The organism is Bariatricus sp. HCP28S3_D3 (genome assembly GCF_052065755.1).
Taxonomy (GTDB): domain Bacteria; phylum Bacillota; class Clostridia; order Lachnospirales; family Lachnospiraceae; genus Allocoprococcus.
Genome location: NZ_JBQHTK010000001.1, coordinates 46,002 through 63,166, shown reverse-complemented (window position 1 = coordinate 63,166; position 17,165 = coordinate 46,002). Strand labels below are relative to the sequence as shown.

Annotated in this window: 12 protein-coding genes; all 12 read left to right on the top strand. The window is 44.6% G+C overall.

Features of this window, described 5'->3' with window-relative positions; all coding sequences use genetic code 11:
• Window positions 1-17: 17 nt before the first annotated feature.
• The 12 genes from ACTNB3_RS00255 to ACTNB3_RS00200 all read left to right on the top strand — a co-directional run bounded on the left by ACTNB3_RS00255 (window position 18) and on the right by ACTNB3_RS00200 (window position 17,098).
• Entirely contained in the window at window positions 18-1,286 is a 1,269-nt protein-coding gene (locus ACTNB3_RS00255; protein ID WP_441024016.1) for a chloride channel protein, read from the top strand.
• 451 nt (window positions 1,287-1,737) lie between these two features.
• A complete protein-coding gene (gene aspS, locus ACTNB3_RS00250; protein WP_427820291.1) occupies window positions 1,738-3,069 on the top strand; it encodes an aspartate--tRNA(Asn) ligase in 1,332 nt (443 codons plus the stop codon).
• 78 nt (window positions 3,070-3,147) lie between these two features.
• Window positions 3,148-3,441 (top strand): Asp-tRNA(Asn)/Glu-tRNA(Gln) amidotransferase subunit GatC, encoded by a 294-nt coding sequence (gene gatC, locus ACTNB3_RS00245; RefSeq protein ID WP_427806778.1) that lies wholly within the window; start codon window positions 3,148-3,150, stop codon window positions 3,439-3,441.
• Between the two features lie 13 nt (window positions 3,442-3,454).
• Complete coding sequence (gene gatA, locus ACTNB3_RS00240) at window positions 3,455-4,945, top strand: Asp-tRNA(Asn)/Glu-tRNA(Gln) amidotransferase subunit GatA (RefSeq protein ID WP_441024013.1); 1,491 nt, start codon at window positions 3,455-3,457, stop codon at window positions 4,943-4,945.
• Window positions 4,946-6,379, top strand: coding sequence for an Asp-tRNA(Asn)/Glu-tRNA(Gln) amidotransferase subunit GatB (gene gatB / locus ACTNB3_RS00235; RefSeq protein ID WP_427820293.1), 1,434 nt, complete (start codon window positions 4,946-4,948; stop codon window positions 6,377-6,379).
• Between the two features lie 223 nt (window positions 6,380-6,602).
• Entirely contained in the window at window positions 6,603-8,813 is a 2,211-nt protein-coding gene (locus tag ACTNB3_RS00230; protein WP_441024010.1) for a DUF7604 domain-containing protein, read from the top strand.
• Window positions 8,813-9,325 (top strand): signal peptidase I, encoded by a 513-nt coding sequence (gene lepB / locus ACTNB3_RS00225; RefSeq protein ID WP_427820295.1) that lies wholly within the window; start codon window positions 8,813-8,815, stop codon window positions 9,323-9,325. Before ACTNB3_RS00230 ends, lepB begins: the two co-directional genes overlap by 1 nt.
• Window positions 9,326-9,533: 208 nt before the next feature.
• On the top strand, window positions 9,534-10,607 hold the full coding sequence (locus ACTNB3_RS00220; RefSeq protein WP_427820296.1) for a DUF7601 domain-containing protein: 1,074 nt from the start codon (window positions 9,534-9,536) through the stop codon (window positions 10,605-10,607).
• A 22-nt stretch (window positions 10,608-10,629) separates the two neighbouring features.
• Window positions 10,630-11,457 (top strand): class B sortase, encoded by an 828-nt coding sequence (gene srtB, locus ACTNB3_RS00215; protein WP_427820297.1) that lies wholly within the window; start codon window positions 10,630-10,632, stop codon window positions 11,455-11,457.
• Window positions 11,441-12,103, top strand: a complete 663-nt coding sequence (locus ACTNB3_RS00210) for a Spy0128 family protein (protein ID WP_427820298.1) — start codon at window positions 11,441-11,443, stop codon at window positions 12,101-12,103. Before srtB ends, ACTNB3_RS00210 begins: the two co-directional genes overlap by 17 nt.
• Before the next feature lie 651 nt (window positions 12,104-12,754).
• On the top strand, window positions 12,755-13,459 hold the full coding sequence (locus ACTNB3_RS00205; RefSeq protein ID WP_427806790.1) for an ABC transporter ATP-binding protein: 705 nt from the start codon (window positions 12,755-12,757) through the stop codon (window positions 13,457-13,459).
• Window positions 13,460-13,465: 6 nt separating this feature from the next.
• Window positions 13,466-17,098 (top strand): FtsX-like permease family protein, encoded by a 3,633-nt coding sequence (locus ACTNB3_RS00200; protein WP_441024006.1) that lies wholly within the window; start codon window positions 13,466-13,468, stop codon window positions 17,096-17,098.
• Window positions 17,099-17,165 lie beyond the last annotated feature (67 nt).

The following is a 17,165-nucleotide window of genomic DNA, read 5'->3' as shown; positions in this document are numbered from 1 at the left end:
AAGAGGGAGAGATAAACATGGGAGAAAAAATGAATGAAATGCTGGAAATCTGGAAAAACCAGCTGACAGTTCTTGTAAAATGGATACTGATGTCGCTCGTGACCGGAGGGGTGGTGGGAACGATCGCCAGTATCTTTTCCTACGCGGTTTCATGGGCGACCGCATTTCGGATGGCGCATTTCTGGGTGATCTTCGGCCTGCCACTTGGAGGACTTTTGATCGTGTGGCTGTATAAAAAGGCCGGAGAAGAGAAAAACACCGGAACAAATCTGGTACTTTCCGTTATCCGTTCGCAGGATGAAGATGTACCGATCCGCGTTGCGCCGTTGATTTTGATTTCAACGGTAATCACACATTTTTTCGGAGGGTCTTCCGGACGAGAAGGAGCGGCTCTTCAGTTCGGCGCCAGTGTGGGCGGCTGGATCGGAAGGCGTCTTCACTTGAATGAAAGTGATGAAAAGATCATCATCCTTTCGGGCATGAGTGCGGCTTTTGCGGCATTATTCGGTACGCCGATGGCAGCCGCAATCTTCCCGATGGAAGTTGTGAGTGTGGGGATTATGTATTACTCAGCACTGGTTCCCTGTATGTTTGCATCATTTACGGCTCAGTATGTTGCACTCCTCTTCAAAGTAAGGACGCTGGCACATCCATATCCCGTCGAAGATGTACCTGATTTTTATAGTTTTCAGACCCTCAAATTTCTCATTCTTGCGATTGCGTTTGCCTTGGCCGGAGTTCTGTTTTGTGTCATGCTCCATACCTGCGAACACAAATTTAAAGAATGGTTTGCGAATCCTTATCTGAGAATCGTGGCAGGTGCGGCAGCGGTCATTGTACTTCGGTTCCTTTTGGGAACAGAGGACTATCTTGGACTTGGTGGAGGCGTGATCCAGGCAAGCTTTAAGGGGGCCGTATCACCGGAGAAATTCCTTCTGAAAATGGTCTTTACCTGTCTGACTCTATGTGTGGGATTTAAGGGCGGTGAGATCGTTCCGTCGTTATTCATCGGTGCGACTCTGGGATCGGCCATGTCGGCATTTCTTGCACTTCCTCCGGATATCTGTGCGGCGTGTGGAATGGTCGGCGTATTCTGCGCTGTTACAAATAGCCCGATCAGTTCTATGCTGATTGCTTTTGAAATGTTTGGATTTACTGGAATGCCATTTTACTGCAGCGTAGTGGCTGTGAGCTATCTGGTGTCAGGATATTATAGTCTGTACAAGGAACAGCGGATTGTGTATTCCAAGACAGAAAATAAATATGTGGACAGACATACAAAATAAGAGTGGAAAATAGAGAAAACTCGGTTTTTTTGAAAAATACCCTTGAAAAATGGAAATGATTGTGATATTATTTGAAAAAATTTATTTTGCAATGCGATGAAAGAGACTCTTGCTTCTGGAACTTGACAGGAATACGGCGTCACCGACTGAGAGCGCTGTTTGAGGAATGAGGCGAAGGGAACACTCCGGAGCAGACTGGCTGAATGCGGAATGATCAGTGAATGGAGAAAAGGCTTCATATAAAAAGAATTTCAGTAAGTCAGTACGTAAGTGCACGTTACGCACATGAAGTTGGGCTTCCAAGGAGGGAAGTTAATGCGGGTGGTACCGCGGATATGGATATCCGTCCCGGAATACATTGTATTCCGGGACTTTTTATATGCAAAATCAGGAAAAAGGATCCGGAATATCGCCAGGACGGCAAGAAAAGTGATTGAGGAGGATTTAAACCATGGAATTTATGACAGGTGTAAAAGAAAAAGAAACACTGGAGTTCGGACAGCTTCTGGAAGAAGATATGCTGGGGAAAAAGGTTCGTGTAAATGGCGCAGTTCATACGGTACGTGATATGGGAACCGTTGCATTCGTTGTATTGAGAAAAAGAGACGGGCTTCTTCAATGTGTCTATGAGGAGGGAAGTTCTGATTTTGATTTAAAAGAAATCCGTGAAGCAGCTACAGTGGAAGTGACCGGAACGCTTCAGGCATCCGAGAAGGCACCGAATGGTGTAGAACTTAAGATGGAAGAGATTCGTATTCTGAGTACACCCAAAGAGCCGTTACCACTTCAGGTTTCCAAATGGAAACTGAATACATCTCTGGAGGCAAAGCTGAATTATCGTTCTATTTCACTGAGAAATGTAAGAGAGCGGGCAAAATTTAAAATACAGGAAGGAATCGTAAGAGGTTTCCGCGAATTTTTGTATAAACAAGGGTTTACCGAAATTCATACTCCGAAGATCGGAGCAAAAGGAGCAGAGGGAGGTTCGAACTTGTTCCGGTTGGATTATTTCCACAGACCGGCAGTTCTGGAGCAGAGCCCACAGCTCTATAAACAGATGATGGTCGGTGTATTTGACCGGGTATTTGAAACCGGACCGGTATTCCGAGCGGAGAAGCACAATACGAAGCGGCATTTGAATGAATACACCAGTTTGGACTTTGAGATGGGGTATATTGACAGCTTTGAGGATATCATGGCAATGGAAACAGGTTTCCTTCAGTATACGATGAAGCTTCTGGAAAAAGAATATGCAAAGGAACTGAAGATTCTGGGAGTGGAACTTCCGAATGTAGATCAGATTCCGGCTGTACGTTTCGATGAGGTCAAGCAGCTTGTCTCTGAAAAATATAACCGCCGTATCCGCAATCCGTTCGATCTGGAGCCGGAGGAAGAGCATTTGATCGGACAGTATGCAAAAGAAGAATGGGGAAGTGATTTTGTTTTTGTTACCTATTATCCGTCCAAGAAGCGCCCGTTTTATGCGATGGACGATCCGGAAGATGAGAGATTTACGCTCAGCTTCGATCTCCTGTTCCGTGGTCTTGAGATTACGACAGGAGGACAGAGAATCCATGATTATGATATGCTTCTTGCAAAACTGGAAAAACGTGGAATGACCGAGGAGGGGCTGGAGACATATCTGGATACTTTTAAACACGGCATGCCACCGCATGGAGGACTTGGTATTGGAATGGAACGTTTGACTATGCAGCTTCTGGGAGAGGATAATGTCAGGGAAACCACACTCTTCCCGAGAGATTTGAGCAGACTTACGCCTTAACGGAAGAACGTGTGGCTACAAGATACGCTTCTAAAATGATATAAAATCAGAATTTAATAAGTGAAGGAGAATCAGAAAATGGCAAACAAAATTTCCGACGAGACAATCGAATATGTTGGAATTCTGGCGAAGCTGGAGCTTTCCGAAGAAGAAAAAGAGCAGGCTAAATCCGACATGGAAACAATGCTGGATTATATAGATACTTTAAATGAACTGGATACCGAGGGGATCGAGCCGATGTCCCATGTATTCCCGATCCATAATGTGTTCCGTGAAGATACGGTGGAAAACGGAGACGACCATGAGGCCATGCTGTCAAATGCACCGCAGCAGAAAGAGCAGAGCTACAAAGTACCGAAAACATTTGCATAGGAGGAGAACGTAAATGGATATCTTGAGTATGACAGCACTTGAGCTTGGAAGAAAAATAAAAGCGAAAGAGATCACTGTGAAAGAAGCGGTAGAAGCGTGTCTGAAACAGATTGATAAAGTTGAAGATAAAGTAAATAGTTTTGTGACAATAGATAGAGAAAAAGCATTTAATCGAGCGGAAGAGGTTCAGAGAGGAATCGAGGACGGGACTTACACCGGACCGCTTGCAGGAGTCCCGGTGGCAATCAAGGACAATATGTGTACGAAAGGAATGCTTACCACATGCAGTTCCAGAATCCTGGAGAATTTCAATCCTACCTATACGGCAGAGGCGGTTCTGAATCTGGAGAAGGCGGGGGCAGTCATCATCGGAAAGACCAACATGGATGAATTTGCCATGGGAAGTACAACGGAAACTTCCTATTATGGTGAGACGAAGAATCCATGGAATCTGGAACATGTCCCGGGAGGATCTTCCGGTGGTTCCTGTGCGGCAGTAGCGGCGATGGAGGTTCCCTATGCACTGGGATCTGATACCGGCGGCTCGATCCGTCAGCCAAGTTCTTATTGCGGAGTTGTGGGAATTAAGCCGACATACGGAACGGTTTCTCGTTATGGACTCATTGCTTACGGTTCCTCTCTGGATCAGATCGGACCGATCGCAAGAGACGTAAGTGACTGTGCAGCCATTCTGGAGACGATCGCATCGCATGATGTGAAAGACAGTACTTCTATGGAAAGAACAGATACGGATTTCACCAGTGCACTGGTAAATGATGTAAAAGGGATGAGAATCGGTATCCCACAGGATTATTTCGGTGAAGGACTGGATCCGGAAGTGGCAGAACCGATTCTGGAAGCTGCGAAAGTGCTGGAGGAAGCCGGTGCCAGTGTGGAACGATTTGATCTGGGGCTTGTAAAATATGCAATTCCGGCTTATTATGTCATCGCTTCTGCGGAAGCAAGCTCCAATCTTGCGCGATTTGACGGTGTAAAATACGGATACAGAACGGCAGACTATGAGGAGCTTCATGGAATGTATAAAAAAACCCGGTCTGAAGGGTTTGGACCGGAGGTAAAGCGCCGTATCATGCTGGGGTCTTTCGTATTAAGCTCCGGATATTATGACGCCTACTATTTGAAAGCACTAAAAACAAAAGCACTGATTAAAAAGGCCTTTGATCAGGCATTTACCAAATATGATATGATCCTTGCACCGGCAGCTCCGACTACGGCTCCGAAACTGGGATCGTCTCTTAGCGATCCACTTAAGATGTATCTGGGAGATATTTACACAATTTCGGTCAACCTTGCAGGACTTCCGGGGATCAGTATTCCGGTGGGACGTGATTCCAAAGGACTTCCGGTAGGGATGCAGCTGATCGGGGACTGTTTCCAGGAGAAAAAACTATTCCGTGCGGCGTATACGTATGAATGTCTGACTCAAAAGAAATGGATTTCTGATTATGATAAAACACAGACCGCAGGAAAGGAGGAAGCGTAAATGTCAAAACAATATGAGACAGTGATCGGACTTGAGGTCCATGTAGAATTAGCGACAAAAACAAAAATCTTCTGTTCCTGCAGTACGGAGTTCGGAGGAGCGCCGAATACCCATACATGTCCGGTCTGCACCGGTATGCCGGGGGCACTTCCGGTACTGAACAGACAGGTCGTTGAATATGCGATGGCGGTCGGCCTTGCGGCAAACTGTAAGATCACGCAGGTCTGCAAATTTGACCGGAAGAATTATTTCTATCCGGATAATCCGCAGAATTATCAGATTTCGCAGCTCTATCTCCCGATCGCAAGAGATGGATATGTAGAAATTGAAGTGGGCGATACGAAGAAAAAAGTCCGCATTCATGAAATGCATATGGAAGAAGATGCCGGAAAACTGATCCATGATGAATGGGAGGATTGTTCTCTTGTGGATTATAATCGAAGCGGTGTGCCGCTGATCGAAATCGTATCAGAGCCGGATATGCGTTCAGCAGAAGAAGTCATTGCCTATCTGGAGAAGCTGAGAATGATCTGCCAGTATCTGGGGGCATCGGACTGCAAGCTTCAGGAAGGTTCCATGAGAGCTGATGTAAACTTATCGGTTCGTGAAGTCGGATCAAAAGAATTCGGAACCCGAACCGAGATGAAGAACCTGAATTCCTTCAAAGCAATCAGTCGTGCGATTGAAGGCGAGCGTGCAAGACAGATCGAACTTCTGGAAGAAGGCAAGAAAGTGATTCAGGAAACCAGAAGATGGGATGACAATAAAGAATATTCTTATGCAATGCGATCCAAAGAAGATGCGCAGGATTACCGCTATTTCCCGGAACCGGATCTGGTGCCGATCGTGATCAGTGATGAGTGGATCGAAAATGTGAAAGCTCGTCAGCCGGAACTGCGTACAGAAAAACTGGAGCGTTATAAGAGAGAATATGATATTCCGCAGTATGATGCCGAGATCATTACCGGAAGTAAAAAAATGGCGGATATCTTCGAGGCAACAACCGCGATCTGCGGAAAACCGAAGAAAGTATCCAACTGGCTTATGGTTGAGACCATGCGTCTTCTGAATGAAAACGGACAGGAACCGGCAGATATCCGTTTTTCACCGGAGAATCTGGCGAAACTCATCAACCTTGCAGATGCCGGAACGATTAATAGTTCTGTGGCAAAAGAAGTATTTGAAAAAGTATTTGCCGAAGATGTCGATCCGGAAAAATATGTAGAAGAGAACGGATTAAAAACGGTGAACGATGAAGGTGCACTTCGGGAAATTGCAGCGCAGGTAATTGCAGCGAACCCAAAAGCAGTAGAGGATTACAAGGGTGGAAAAGAAAAGGCACTGGGGGCACTTGTCGGTCAGATCATGAAAGCCATGAAGGGAAAAGCGAATCCGGGAATGGTGAATCAGATGCTTCGGGATATGCTGAAATAAGGGACATAAATTCATATTTTAGAACAAGAAAGAGCAGGAAAGTTACTTTTTGGAGTTACTTTCCTGTTTTTTATTTCTTTTCGTATGCCGATAAATAAAAATTTGTTGTCATATTTTTTGTATTGAAAGAATATATTTCAGATATGGATAATCACTGCAGGAAAATCTTCTGCGGTGGAGAAACAAAAGGTTTCAATGTAAGTGGCAAAAGGAGGATCAGAAAATGGGTAATGGAAGAACCCGTACACATTCCGTACTGGCGAGAGCAGCAGCCGTGCTGTTGGCGTTTCTTATGGGAAGTGGGATCCCGTCGGCATCGGTACATGCTGACGGACAGGAAGCTGCGAAAGAAAAAGAGGTGACATCAGGACAACAATTATCTGGAGAAACGCAGGATTCATCCCCGGAACATCATAAGTTTATCCGATATAACGGTGATGACAGCTACACTCTGACACTTAATGTAAAGGGAATGTATGATTCTGAGAAAGTGACACCGAAACTGGATGTACTTCTGATTGTGGATCGATCCGGAAGTATGGATGAAAAATACGGAAGTGGAAACAGCGCACCTACAAGGATGGAAAAATTGCAGGAGGTTGTGACAGGTACGAAGGGTCTGTCTCAGGCAATTCTTGGGAATGATGAGATCGATGCACGGATGGCGGTTGTTGCCTATAGTGGAAAGAAGGGCAGCAAATATGAAAAAGATGCTGCATATAATGATGCAGTATCCATTATACCGAATGATTGGACAACGGATCAAAATGTGGTAAATGTAAATGTCAACGCGATCGAAGCAGATGGAGGAACGAACTGTCAGGCAGGACTTCTCACCGGAGAGGAAGTATTGGAATATGCAAGAGAGGATGCGCAGAAAATCGTGATTTTCCTATCCGATGGCCTGCCCACATTCCGTTACAATGAAAGCGGCTTAACGGTAGGAGAAGGGAATGCTGACTCAAATGGGGAGAATGCGGAAGCGGCTTATCAACAGGCAGCCCAATTGTCCGGACTGTCCGGATTTTACTCGATCGGTATCTCAACAGACAGTTCGTCCAGTTTCCTGAATACACTGAAAGATAAACCGGGAGCAGAAAAGAAAGCGTATTATTCTGCGGCAAATGCCGATGGCCTGGTGAGCGCGTTTCAATCAATCATTTCAGATATTACGGAATATACCTGCCGTAATGTTACGATTGAAGATACGCTGAGTGTGTATGTAGAAGCGGAGGATCCATTTCAGCCGGTAATCAAAGTGACAGATAAAAATGGCAGTGAAGTAACGGAAGTGGAGTTCGGAGGAGAATATATTTCTGTGAGTGATCTGATCCATGTTTCTTACCAGTCGGAAACGAAAAAAGTAACAGCCGTTTTCCGGGAAGGATATGTACTCGACCAGGATTATACCTATTCGGTCAGTTTCGATGTGAAGCCGACACAGCTTGCATATGATACCTATGCAGACATGGGATATAATGCGGTCGGAAGCGCGAGAAGTGACGCACCGGGAAATGATACAAGCTCCGGAAAAGATGGATTCTATTCGAATGCGGAAGGAGAAAACGGGCCGACTCTGATTTATACATTTGGAAAGAGTGATGATGCAGCTGTTTCCTGTGCCTCGTATGTGGAAAAGCCGGTCATTCAGGTAAGTGCGCTTACCATTCCGGTTGAAAAGAAATGGGAAAATGTTTCCGAAGAAGATGTACTGCCTCAGGAAGTGACCGTGAATCTCTATCAGGATGACGGAACAGATGCGTATCGGACGGTAACATTAACCGGGCAGGAAGAATGGAAAGGATCCTTCTGTAATGTGGCAAAGGGCCATACATACACGGTCAAAGAAACCGATGTGACCGGATTTGAGAGCAGGGTCGAAGGAGATGAAAAGAATGGGTTCATTGTCACAAATACCAGACTTCCGGATCTTGTTATAAATAAAGAAGTAACCGGGAAAATGGGAGATAAGACGAAAGCGTTTACCATGGTCATACAGATCAAAGATAAAAACGGAAAAGAGGTAAATGGAACGTTCTCTTATATCGGAGGACAGAAAACGGATGTCAAGGATGCCAATACGGCAGTACAGGATGGCTTGCTCACTTTTACAAACGGAACAGCGGCAATCGAATTAAAACACGGTCAGCAGATCACCTTGAAGCAGCTTCCTCTGGGAGGAACATTTACGGTAGAAGAATCAGATGAGGGAGCAGCAGGATATAGTGTTTCTTATAATGGCGACTGGACAGAAGAGGCATCGGGCACTCTGGATAAAGACGCACTTGTAGAAGTGGTCAATCAAAAAGATGCGGTCCCGGTGACCGGTATCGTGGAAACTCAGGGTGGTTCGATTTTGGTCTCCGGAATAGCAGGACTTGCGTTTGTTGAAGGAATCTGTGCGTTGACCCTTCGCAGAAGGAGAAGAAGCTGATGGAGTCGGAGAGCAGGAAACCTTCGCTTTGGGAGGATGTACGGTATCTGTTTGTGAAAATAGGGCTGTTGGCCCTGGTAGTGGTGGTGATGGTTACCTGCTTTTTCGGAATCTTTCGTTCGGGTGATAACTCCATGAAGCCGGCAGTTAAGGACGGAGACCTTGTCATAACATGGCGGATTCAGAAAGACTATCAGGCGGGAGATGTCATTGTTCTGGAGAACGATGATAAAAAAGAAATACGCCGAGTAATCGCAGTTGAAGGAGATACAGTGGATTTTACGGAAGATGGAATGGCAATCAACGGATATCTGCAGGTGGAAAGTGACATTTACACAGAGACCCTTCCATATGCAGAAGGGTTCGCATTCCCGTTAACAGTGCAGGAAGGTGAGGTGTTTGTACTTGCCGATCACCGGGAAAATGCGACGGACAGCCGAATCTATGGACCGGTATCCATTGAGCGGACCTATGGAAAAGTCATGACGGTCATTCGGCAGAGAGGGATATAAACGCAGCCCCTTCATGGCTGTGGTTATATAAAAATTAAAGTAACTGTTCAGAGCCAACCTCGAAAACACTTCGTGTTTCCTCAGTGTGGTGTATCCGCCAAATAGATTTGTGCAAAAAAGTGTACACGAATGCAAGCATTCAACGCCCTTTTTTGACAAATCTGCTTGCCTCTGAACAGTTACAAATAAAAAAGAGGAGGAAAAAGACATGATCAAAATGAAACGATTAAGAGCATTGCTTCTTACAGGTGTGATGACAGTAACGATGGCCTGCGGAGGAACCGTAATGGCTGATGAAGGAAAATCACAGGATACGGTGCCGGAAGTGGAGGCAGAAATCACAAAAGTGTTGGAATTTGCAGAAGGTGTCAGTGTGCCGAATGCAAGATTTCAATTTGAAATTACAAAAGTGACCGAAGATGCACCGGATGCAACAATAGAGGATATTACATATTCATCAGATGATGAGACGGGTGATGTGGCAGGCGGAAAATACAGTATCGCAAAGGATAGTAATATTGTATTTGGAACATTTCCGCATGCAGGAGAGTATGTGTATACTGTGACAGAAAAAGCAGATACTTATAAAGAAGCAGAAAATGAAGATATGATCTACTCAGATGCTTCCTATGAATTACATGTATACGTAATCAATGATGATGACGGACTTACTGTTGACAAAATCACTGCAGAAAAGAACGGTAAGAAAATAGATTGTATTGAGTTCATCAATACATTTATCAAAAATAATCAGAAGCTTACGATCAGCAAGGAAACGGTCGGCGCATATGCGGATAAGACAAAAGACTTTACATTTAAAATAAAATTCATTAAATCTGCCACAGCTGGAGAAGAGACTTCGTACACCGGAAAAATCGGTAATGAAGAAGTGGTTTGTGTTGTTGATGAGGAAAAAGAGTTTGAGCTTCATGACGGTGAGAGCCTGGTGTTTGAAAATCTGCCGGCCGGAACCAGATATGTGGTAACAGAGGTTGGAGCGGAAGACGGCTATACACCGAGTGTGACCGTAGTAGAAAACGGAGTAAAAACGGTTGATGGCAAAACGGCCAAGGAAACGGATTCCCTGACATCCGTTGCTGGTAATCAGACATCCAATCTGGTAGGTGAGAATACCAATACTGCATCATTTACCAACACATATAAAGATGTTGCAATTACAGGAATTGTGGTAAATTCACTTCCGTTTGCAGTTATGATCGCAGCATTTGCAGCTGTGTTGGGAGTGCTGGCAGTTATGAAGAGTCGCAGGAGCTGCCGTTAAACAGGAGTGATCGTTTCAGAACATGGGGAAGTGTAACAGAAGTGGGACGAACGCGGTGAAAGAAAAAAGTCTTCTATATGATATCGGGAAACGAATTGTCCGGTGGATGGACGGCATGGTGAATCTGACCGTGTTCGTCCTCTTCCTCATGCTGGCAGCATATGGATGTTATGCTATCTGGGATTCGAATCAGATTTATTCAGAGGCCGATAAGAAACAATATGAAACATACAAACCGGAAGGGGACAATTCAGAGTCTTTTGCAGAACTGCAGAAACTGAACCCGGAGGTCATTGCGTGGCTCACGATTTATGGAACAAACATTGACTATCCGGTGGCGCAGACAGATGACAACCAGAAATATGTCAATGTGAATGCCAAAGGAGAATTCTCACTTGCCGGCAGCTTGTTTCTGGATTATCGAAACACATCGGATTTTTCGGATTTCTGCAATATCATTTACGGACATCATATGGAAAAAAAGGCGATGTTCGGAGAACTGGAGAATTTTACGGAGGAAACTTTTTTTAAAGAGCATCGATATGGAAGTCTGTACGTAAACGGAAGGGAGAAAGAGCTTGAATTTGCTGCAATCTTAAAGGACGATGCATATAATAATGTGATATACAATCCTACGATTGGACAAGAAGAAAAAAAGCAGGAATTTCTTACATATATTAAGTTGCATGCTATGCATTCAAACGATATGGAGCTTTCGGAAAATGATCAGATCCTTTTACTTTCGACATGCACGCCGGAAGGGACAAACGGAAGATTCATCCTGGTGGCAAAGATTGACAACGAAATGAATGCTGGCAAAGGAGAGAAAGAAGATGGAAAAAAGAAATAGAAAGCGGAGAATAAAATTTTGGGTGACATTGTGCTGTGTTCTGGTATTTCAGAACATAACAGTAAGGGCTGCCGAGCAGTCCGCTGAGGTGACGGTTCCGGTGGAACAGGTATTTACGACGGAACAGATAGTTCCCGCAGATTTGAATCGCAGCTTTTCTTATCAAATGCAAGCAGTGGAGCCGTTAGACCCAATGCCGGAAGGAAGTGAAAACGGAAGGCTGGAGTTCAGGCTGAAAGACAATCAGCAGGTTCAGCTCGGACCGATCCGATATCAGCATGGCGGAGTATATGAATATGAAATCCGTCAGATTATTGCAACGAAAGAACAGAACTATTCATATGATGAACAGATCTATCATGTCAGTGTGTATGTGAAGAACACCACTGACGAGAAGATGGTCTGTCAGATCATTGTCGAGAATGAGAAAGGAGAAAAAACAGACGGGGTTATTTTCAGAAACAGTTATCAGGGAAAAACACCCGGAAAACCTTCAAATGTAAAAACGGGAGATGAAAAACAGCGGTTTTGGTGGATGCTTATTGCAGGAATGTCATGGATAAGCGCGTTCGCTGCTGTGGGCTTTGCCAGAAAGAGAAGAGTGAATGTACCGGCAGGAATTCGGAGGGAAAAAAGTGAATTATAAATTGTTAAGGAACTTCCGGAAACGGAACGGATTTACACAACTTGTGGGACGGAAGTAGAGAAAAGGTGTAAAGCTTTTGATTATTCAATAAAGGCTTTACACCTTAGATGTTGTCCGTCATTCATAAATGGTTAAGAAAGTCAAAAATTAGTTGTAATAACGAAAAAACAGCCTGCAGTACATAATCGGGGGAAATACTGCAAACTGTTTTTTCTTAATAATTTCATTAAAGGAGAAATGAAAATAAAAAGTATCAAAATACTGAAAACGTCATATTAAATTATCTGCGTCCCTTTTATGGGTGGGGCAATTGTGACTGACTTAGGATGCCGCCCCGCTCAAGGAACTTTCTAAACTAGTAAGTTATCTTCAAGTTGCTATTATAATACCATGAGGTATTAGAGAAGTAAATTCGCAAAAAAGACAAATGCACTAAAAAAGAGAGAATAAAATTGTGCAAAATCACGCCAAAAAGGCAAAATCCACAAAAGAAAAAGAAGGCGAGAAAAAAATGAAGGAAAAAATGCTGAAGAAGGTATTGGTGAACAATTCTATCTTTATAAAACGTCTCTTTGATTTTTGATATACATGTGGTATCATTAAAGATATTTAAAGCTACATTATAAGCGGATGAAGCAAGAGGAGATTTTTATGAGTGCATTTGTTGAACTGAAGGAAGTGCGGAAGATTTATAAGATGGGGGAAATTGAAATTGCTGCTGCGGACGGGATTGATTTTACGATCAATAAAGGAGAATTTGCAGTTGTTGTAGGACCAAGCGGGGCCGGTAAGACGACGGTTCTTAATATCCTTGGCGGAATGGATACGGCGACAAGCGGTGAAGTGTGGATTGACGGCGCGGATGTGGCATCTTATAATGCGCGTCAGCTCACAGCGTACCGACGGGCTGATATCGGTTTTGTTTTTCAGTTTTATAATCTGATTCCAAACCTGACTGCACTTGAGAATGTAGAGCTGGCTTTACAGATCTGTAAGAATCCTCTTGATGCGGCAACGGTGCTTCAGGATGTGGGATTGGGAGACCGCTTAAACAATTTCCCGGCTCAGTTATCCGGAGGAGAACAACAGAGAGTTTCGATCGCGAGAGCACTTGCGAAGAATCCGAAACTTCTGCTTTGTGATGAGCCGACAGGGGCTTTGGATTATAATACAGGAAAAGCAATTCTGAAGCTTCTGCAGGACACCTGCCGCGAACGGGGAATGACGGTGATCCTGATCACGCACAATTCGGCGATCACACCGATGGCAGATCGGGTTATTAAAATGAAAAACGGAAAGGTAGATTCGATGACCGAGAATCCAAACCCGGTATCGGTAGAAACGATAGAATGGTAGAGTAGAATGAAAAAGAATATATTACGCAAAGATTTTTTCATGGAAATCAGGAAATCGAGGGGGCGTTTTATTTCAATATTTTTCATTGTTGCACTTGGAGTTGCATTTTATTCCGGTATACGTTCATCGCAGCCCAGTATGCTGATTTCCGGAGATGCCTATTTTGATAGAGAAGAACTGATGGACATCAAGGTTATAGGTACGATGGGATTGACGGACGAGGATATTCAGGCGATTTCAGAAGTAAAAGGAATTGCGGAGGCGGAAGGAAGCTACAGTAAGGATGTCCTGTGCCCGACAGGAGAGAATGAGAAGGTCGTACATGTTATGGCGGCACAGGAGAATTTCAACACTGTTCAGGTTGTGGAAGGAAGAATGCCTGAAAAGGAAGGGGAATGTCTTCTGGATGAGGATTTTGTCGCGTATGGAGATTATCAGGTAGGCGATCGAATTACATTTCGCTCCGGAGATGATTCGGAACTTTCGGAATCCCTGACGTGTGATACATTTACGATTGTAGGGATTGGGAACAGTCCGCTTTACATATCATTCGGCAGGGGAAACAGTCTAATCGGAAACGGTGAGGTCAGCGGGTTTGTAGTAGTTGACAAGTCGTCGTTCAATCTGGATGTATATACAGAAGCTTATGTGCGGGTGAGCGATGCGGAGGATGCAGTGGCGTTTACGAAGGAATATGAAGATCTCACGGATGCCGCAAAAGCTGCAATCGAAGAAATTGAAGAAGAGCGCTGTAAGGCACGGCGTGAGGAAGTCCTGGAAGAAGCAAATTCAGAGATTGCAGATGCCGAGAAAGAGTTGGATGACAAATCGGAAGAACTGGATGCGGCAAAGCAGGAACTGGAGGATGCTCGCAGTACAGCCGCGAAGAAGCTGGCTGATGCAAAAAAGGAGCTGGAGGACGGCGAGGCGCTTCTTACGCAGTCACGAAAGCAGATCGAAGACGGTAAGAAACAAATCGAAGATGCGAAATCCGAACTGAATCGTCAGCAGAGTACCTTAGATGAGGCAAAGAAGGAATATGAGAGCGGATATGCAGAATTTTCCGAAAAGGAGAAGGAATTAGACGAAGCGGAAGCGGAGTATCAGAAAAACTATGATCAGTATATGCCGCTGATCACTTCCGGGAAGGAAGAGATCGCCAATGGAAAAGAGCAGATTGAAGCCGGACGTGAGCAGATCGAAGAAGGAATCCTGCAGATTGATACCGGTATCGAACAGCTTCAGCAGGCAGCAGATGGTCTGGAGCAGATCGACTCGGCACTTGAAACATTGGATAAGCTGGTACAGATTGGGCAAAGCCTTTATGAAAAGATTTCTGCGGTTCCTGAGGAGGAACGTTCAGAACTGCAGAACAAACTCGTAGAGATTTACGAGGGAATGCTGGAGAAGAAAGAGGCACTGGAAGAACAGAAGAATGAAATTCTTGTTCAGCTGCAGGTGGCCGGAGTAGAAAATGAGGAGCAGATTCCTGCAAAAATAGAGGAGCTGCAGCAGCAGAGAGAGGAACTGATCCAGAAACGAAGTGAGCTGGATGCGACCGAGAAGGAACTCCTGGAAAAAGAAGAAGAACTTCTGAAGCAGGAGCAGCAGCTTATTGAAGCTGGGCAGGCTCTGGAATCGGGGAAAAAGCAGCTCGAGGATGGAAGAAAAGAACTGTTAGATGCAAAGCAGCAGATCGAAGACGGGCAGAGACAGCTGGATGCCGCATGGACACTGATCCGTGAAAAAGAGGAAAGCCTTAATCAGGGAAAAAAAGAAATTGTTTCGGCTGAGAAAGAACTGTCCGAAGGAAAATCCGAGTACGCCAAAGCGGCAGCGGATGCCGTGCAGCAGATTGAAGACGGTGAAAAGCAGATCCGTGAAGGCGAAGAAAAAATGATTGAGGCGAAGCAGCAGATTGCGGATGCAAAAGCTGAGATTGCGAAGGTGGAAGAGCCGAAATGGTACATTCAGAACCGGAGTGAAGCAATGGCTGAATATGACGGCTATGGAGAAAATGCGGATCGTATGCGCTCGATCGGAGAGGTTTTCCCATTCTTGTTCTTCCTGGTCGCTGCGTTGATTAGCTTGACAACGATGACCAGGATGGTGGAGGAACAGCGTATCCAGATCGGCACGATGAAAGCACTCGGATACGGGAAATTGGCCATAGCTAAAAAGTATATTTTCTATGCACTTTCCGCGACACTTGGCGGAAGTATCGTGGGCGTCCTGATCGGTGAGAAGGTGTTCCCACTGGTTATCATTTATGCATATAAGATCCTGTATAAACATTTGCCGGATATTCTGCTCCCGTATCATTTGATCTACGCGGTTCAGGCGACAGGAATTGCTGTGATCTGTACGCTTGCGGCGACGATCGGTTCCTGCTATAAGGAACTCGCATCTCATCCGGCTGCGCTCATGAGACCGCCGGCACCGAAACAGGGCAAACGGATCCTTCTGGAAAGAATCGGATGGTTCTGGAGAAAACTTAGTTTTACATGGAAATCATCGATCAGAAATCTGATCCGCTATAAGAAACGGTTCTTTATGACCATTTTCGGTATCGGAGGATGTATGGCACTTCTTCTGGTCGGCTTTGGCCTTAAGGATTGCATTTACGAGATCGTAGACCTTCAATATGAAAAGATACAGTTTTATGATGCGACTGCATATATGAATGATACGATCGATAAAGAAGAAAAGAATCAGATCCTTGACGAATTGGAAGCAGATTCGGCGCTGGATGATTTTACACAGGTGAGGATGCAGAAACTGAAAGTGAAATCGGAAAGCGATGAATCAAGCGTGTATCTTGTGGTACCGGAAAGTGAAGAAGAACTGAAAAGCTTTCTCAGCTTCCACAGCAGAACCAGTGATGAAACATATACACTTGCCGAAGATAAAGTGATTCTTACCGAAAAGATGTCTCAGATCCTTGCGGTGAATGTGGGAGATACCATCACGATCAAAGATGACGACAAAGGAGAACGTGAAGTTGTGATCGGCGCTATATGTGAGAACTATATGGGACATTATCTCTATTTGAGCAATGATACCTATGAAGAGCTTTATGGGGCACCGCCGAAATATAATAGCATCCTTCTTCGTATGAAGGACGGACAGGAAGACTCGATCGAGGAAACGGGCAGGACGCTGCTTGAATTTGATGATGTGTTAAATGTGAGTTACAGCAAGAGCATCGAAAGCAGGCTGGATGATATGCTTCGAAGTCTGAATCTGGTCATCATCGTGTTGATCGTTTCTGCGGGAATGCTTGCGTTTGTGGTGCTGTATAATCTGAATAATATCAATATCACAGAGCGAAGGCGTGAACTGGCTACACTGAAAGTTTTGGGATTTTATGATATCGAAGTCGCATCTTATGTATACAGAGAGAATGTGATGTTGACCTTCTTGGGAGCATTGGTGGGAATGGGACTTGGAAATCTCATGCACAGATTTGTGATCGTAACCGTTGAAGTCAATGAAGCGATGTTCGGAAGAGAAATTCACCCAATCAGCTATCTGTACAGCTTCCTGTTTACCGTGGCATTCTCTATGTTCGTGAACTGGATCATGTTCTACAAACTGAAAAAGATTGATATGGTGGAATCTTTGAAGAGCGTAGAATAGAAAGTTTAGAAAAAGTTTATATTTTTCACAAAATTATTAGCACTCATTCAAAACGAGTGCTAATTTT

Coding starts and splice junctions, on each gene's coding strand:
- gatA (WP_441024013.1), top strand. CDS start 3,455: ATGGATATCTTGAGTATGACAGCACTTGAGCTTGGAAGAAAAATAAAA.
- srtB (WP_427820297.1), top strand. CDS start 10,630: ATGGGGAAGTGTAACAGAAGTGGGACGAACGCGGTGAAAGAAAAAAGT.
- aspS (WP_427820291.1), top strand. CDS start 1,738: ATGGAATTTATGACAGGTGTAAAAGAAAAAGAAACACTGGAGTTCGGA.
- ACTNB3_RS00210 (WP_427820298.1), top strand. CDS start 11,441: ATGGAAAAAAGAAATAGAAAGCGGAGAATAAAATTTTGGGTGACATTG.
- ACTNB3_RS00200 (WP_441024006.1), top strand. CDS start 13,466: ATGAAAAAGAATATATTACGCAAAGATTTTTTCATGGAAATCAGGAAA.
- gatB (WP_427820293.1), top strand. CDS start 4,946: ATGTCAAAACAATATGAGACAGTGATCGGACTTGAGGTCCATGTAGAA.
- ACTNB3_RS00220 (WP_427820296.1), top strand. CDS start 9,534: ATGATCAAAATGAAACGATTAAGAGCATTGCTTCTTACAGGTGTGATG.
- ACTNB3_RS00230 (WP_441024010.1), top strand. CDS start 6,603: ATGGGTAATGGAAGAACCCGTACACATTCCGTACTGGCGAGAGCAGCA.
- gatC (WP_427806778.1), top strand. CDS start 3,148: ATGGCAAACAAAATTTCCGACGAGACAATCGAATATGTTGGAATTCTG.
- lepB (WP_427820295.1), top strand. CDS start 8,813: ATGGAGTCGGAGAGCAGGAAACCTTCGCTTTGGGAGGATGTACGGTAT.
- ACTNB3_RS00205 (WP_427806790.1), top strand. CDS start 12,755: ATGAGTGCATTTGTTGAACTGAAGGAAGTGCGGAAGATTTATAAGATG.
- ACTNB3_RS00255 (WP_441024016.1), top strand. CDS start 18: ATGGGAGAAAAAATGAATGAAATGCTGGAAATCTGGAAAAACCAGCTG.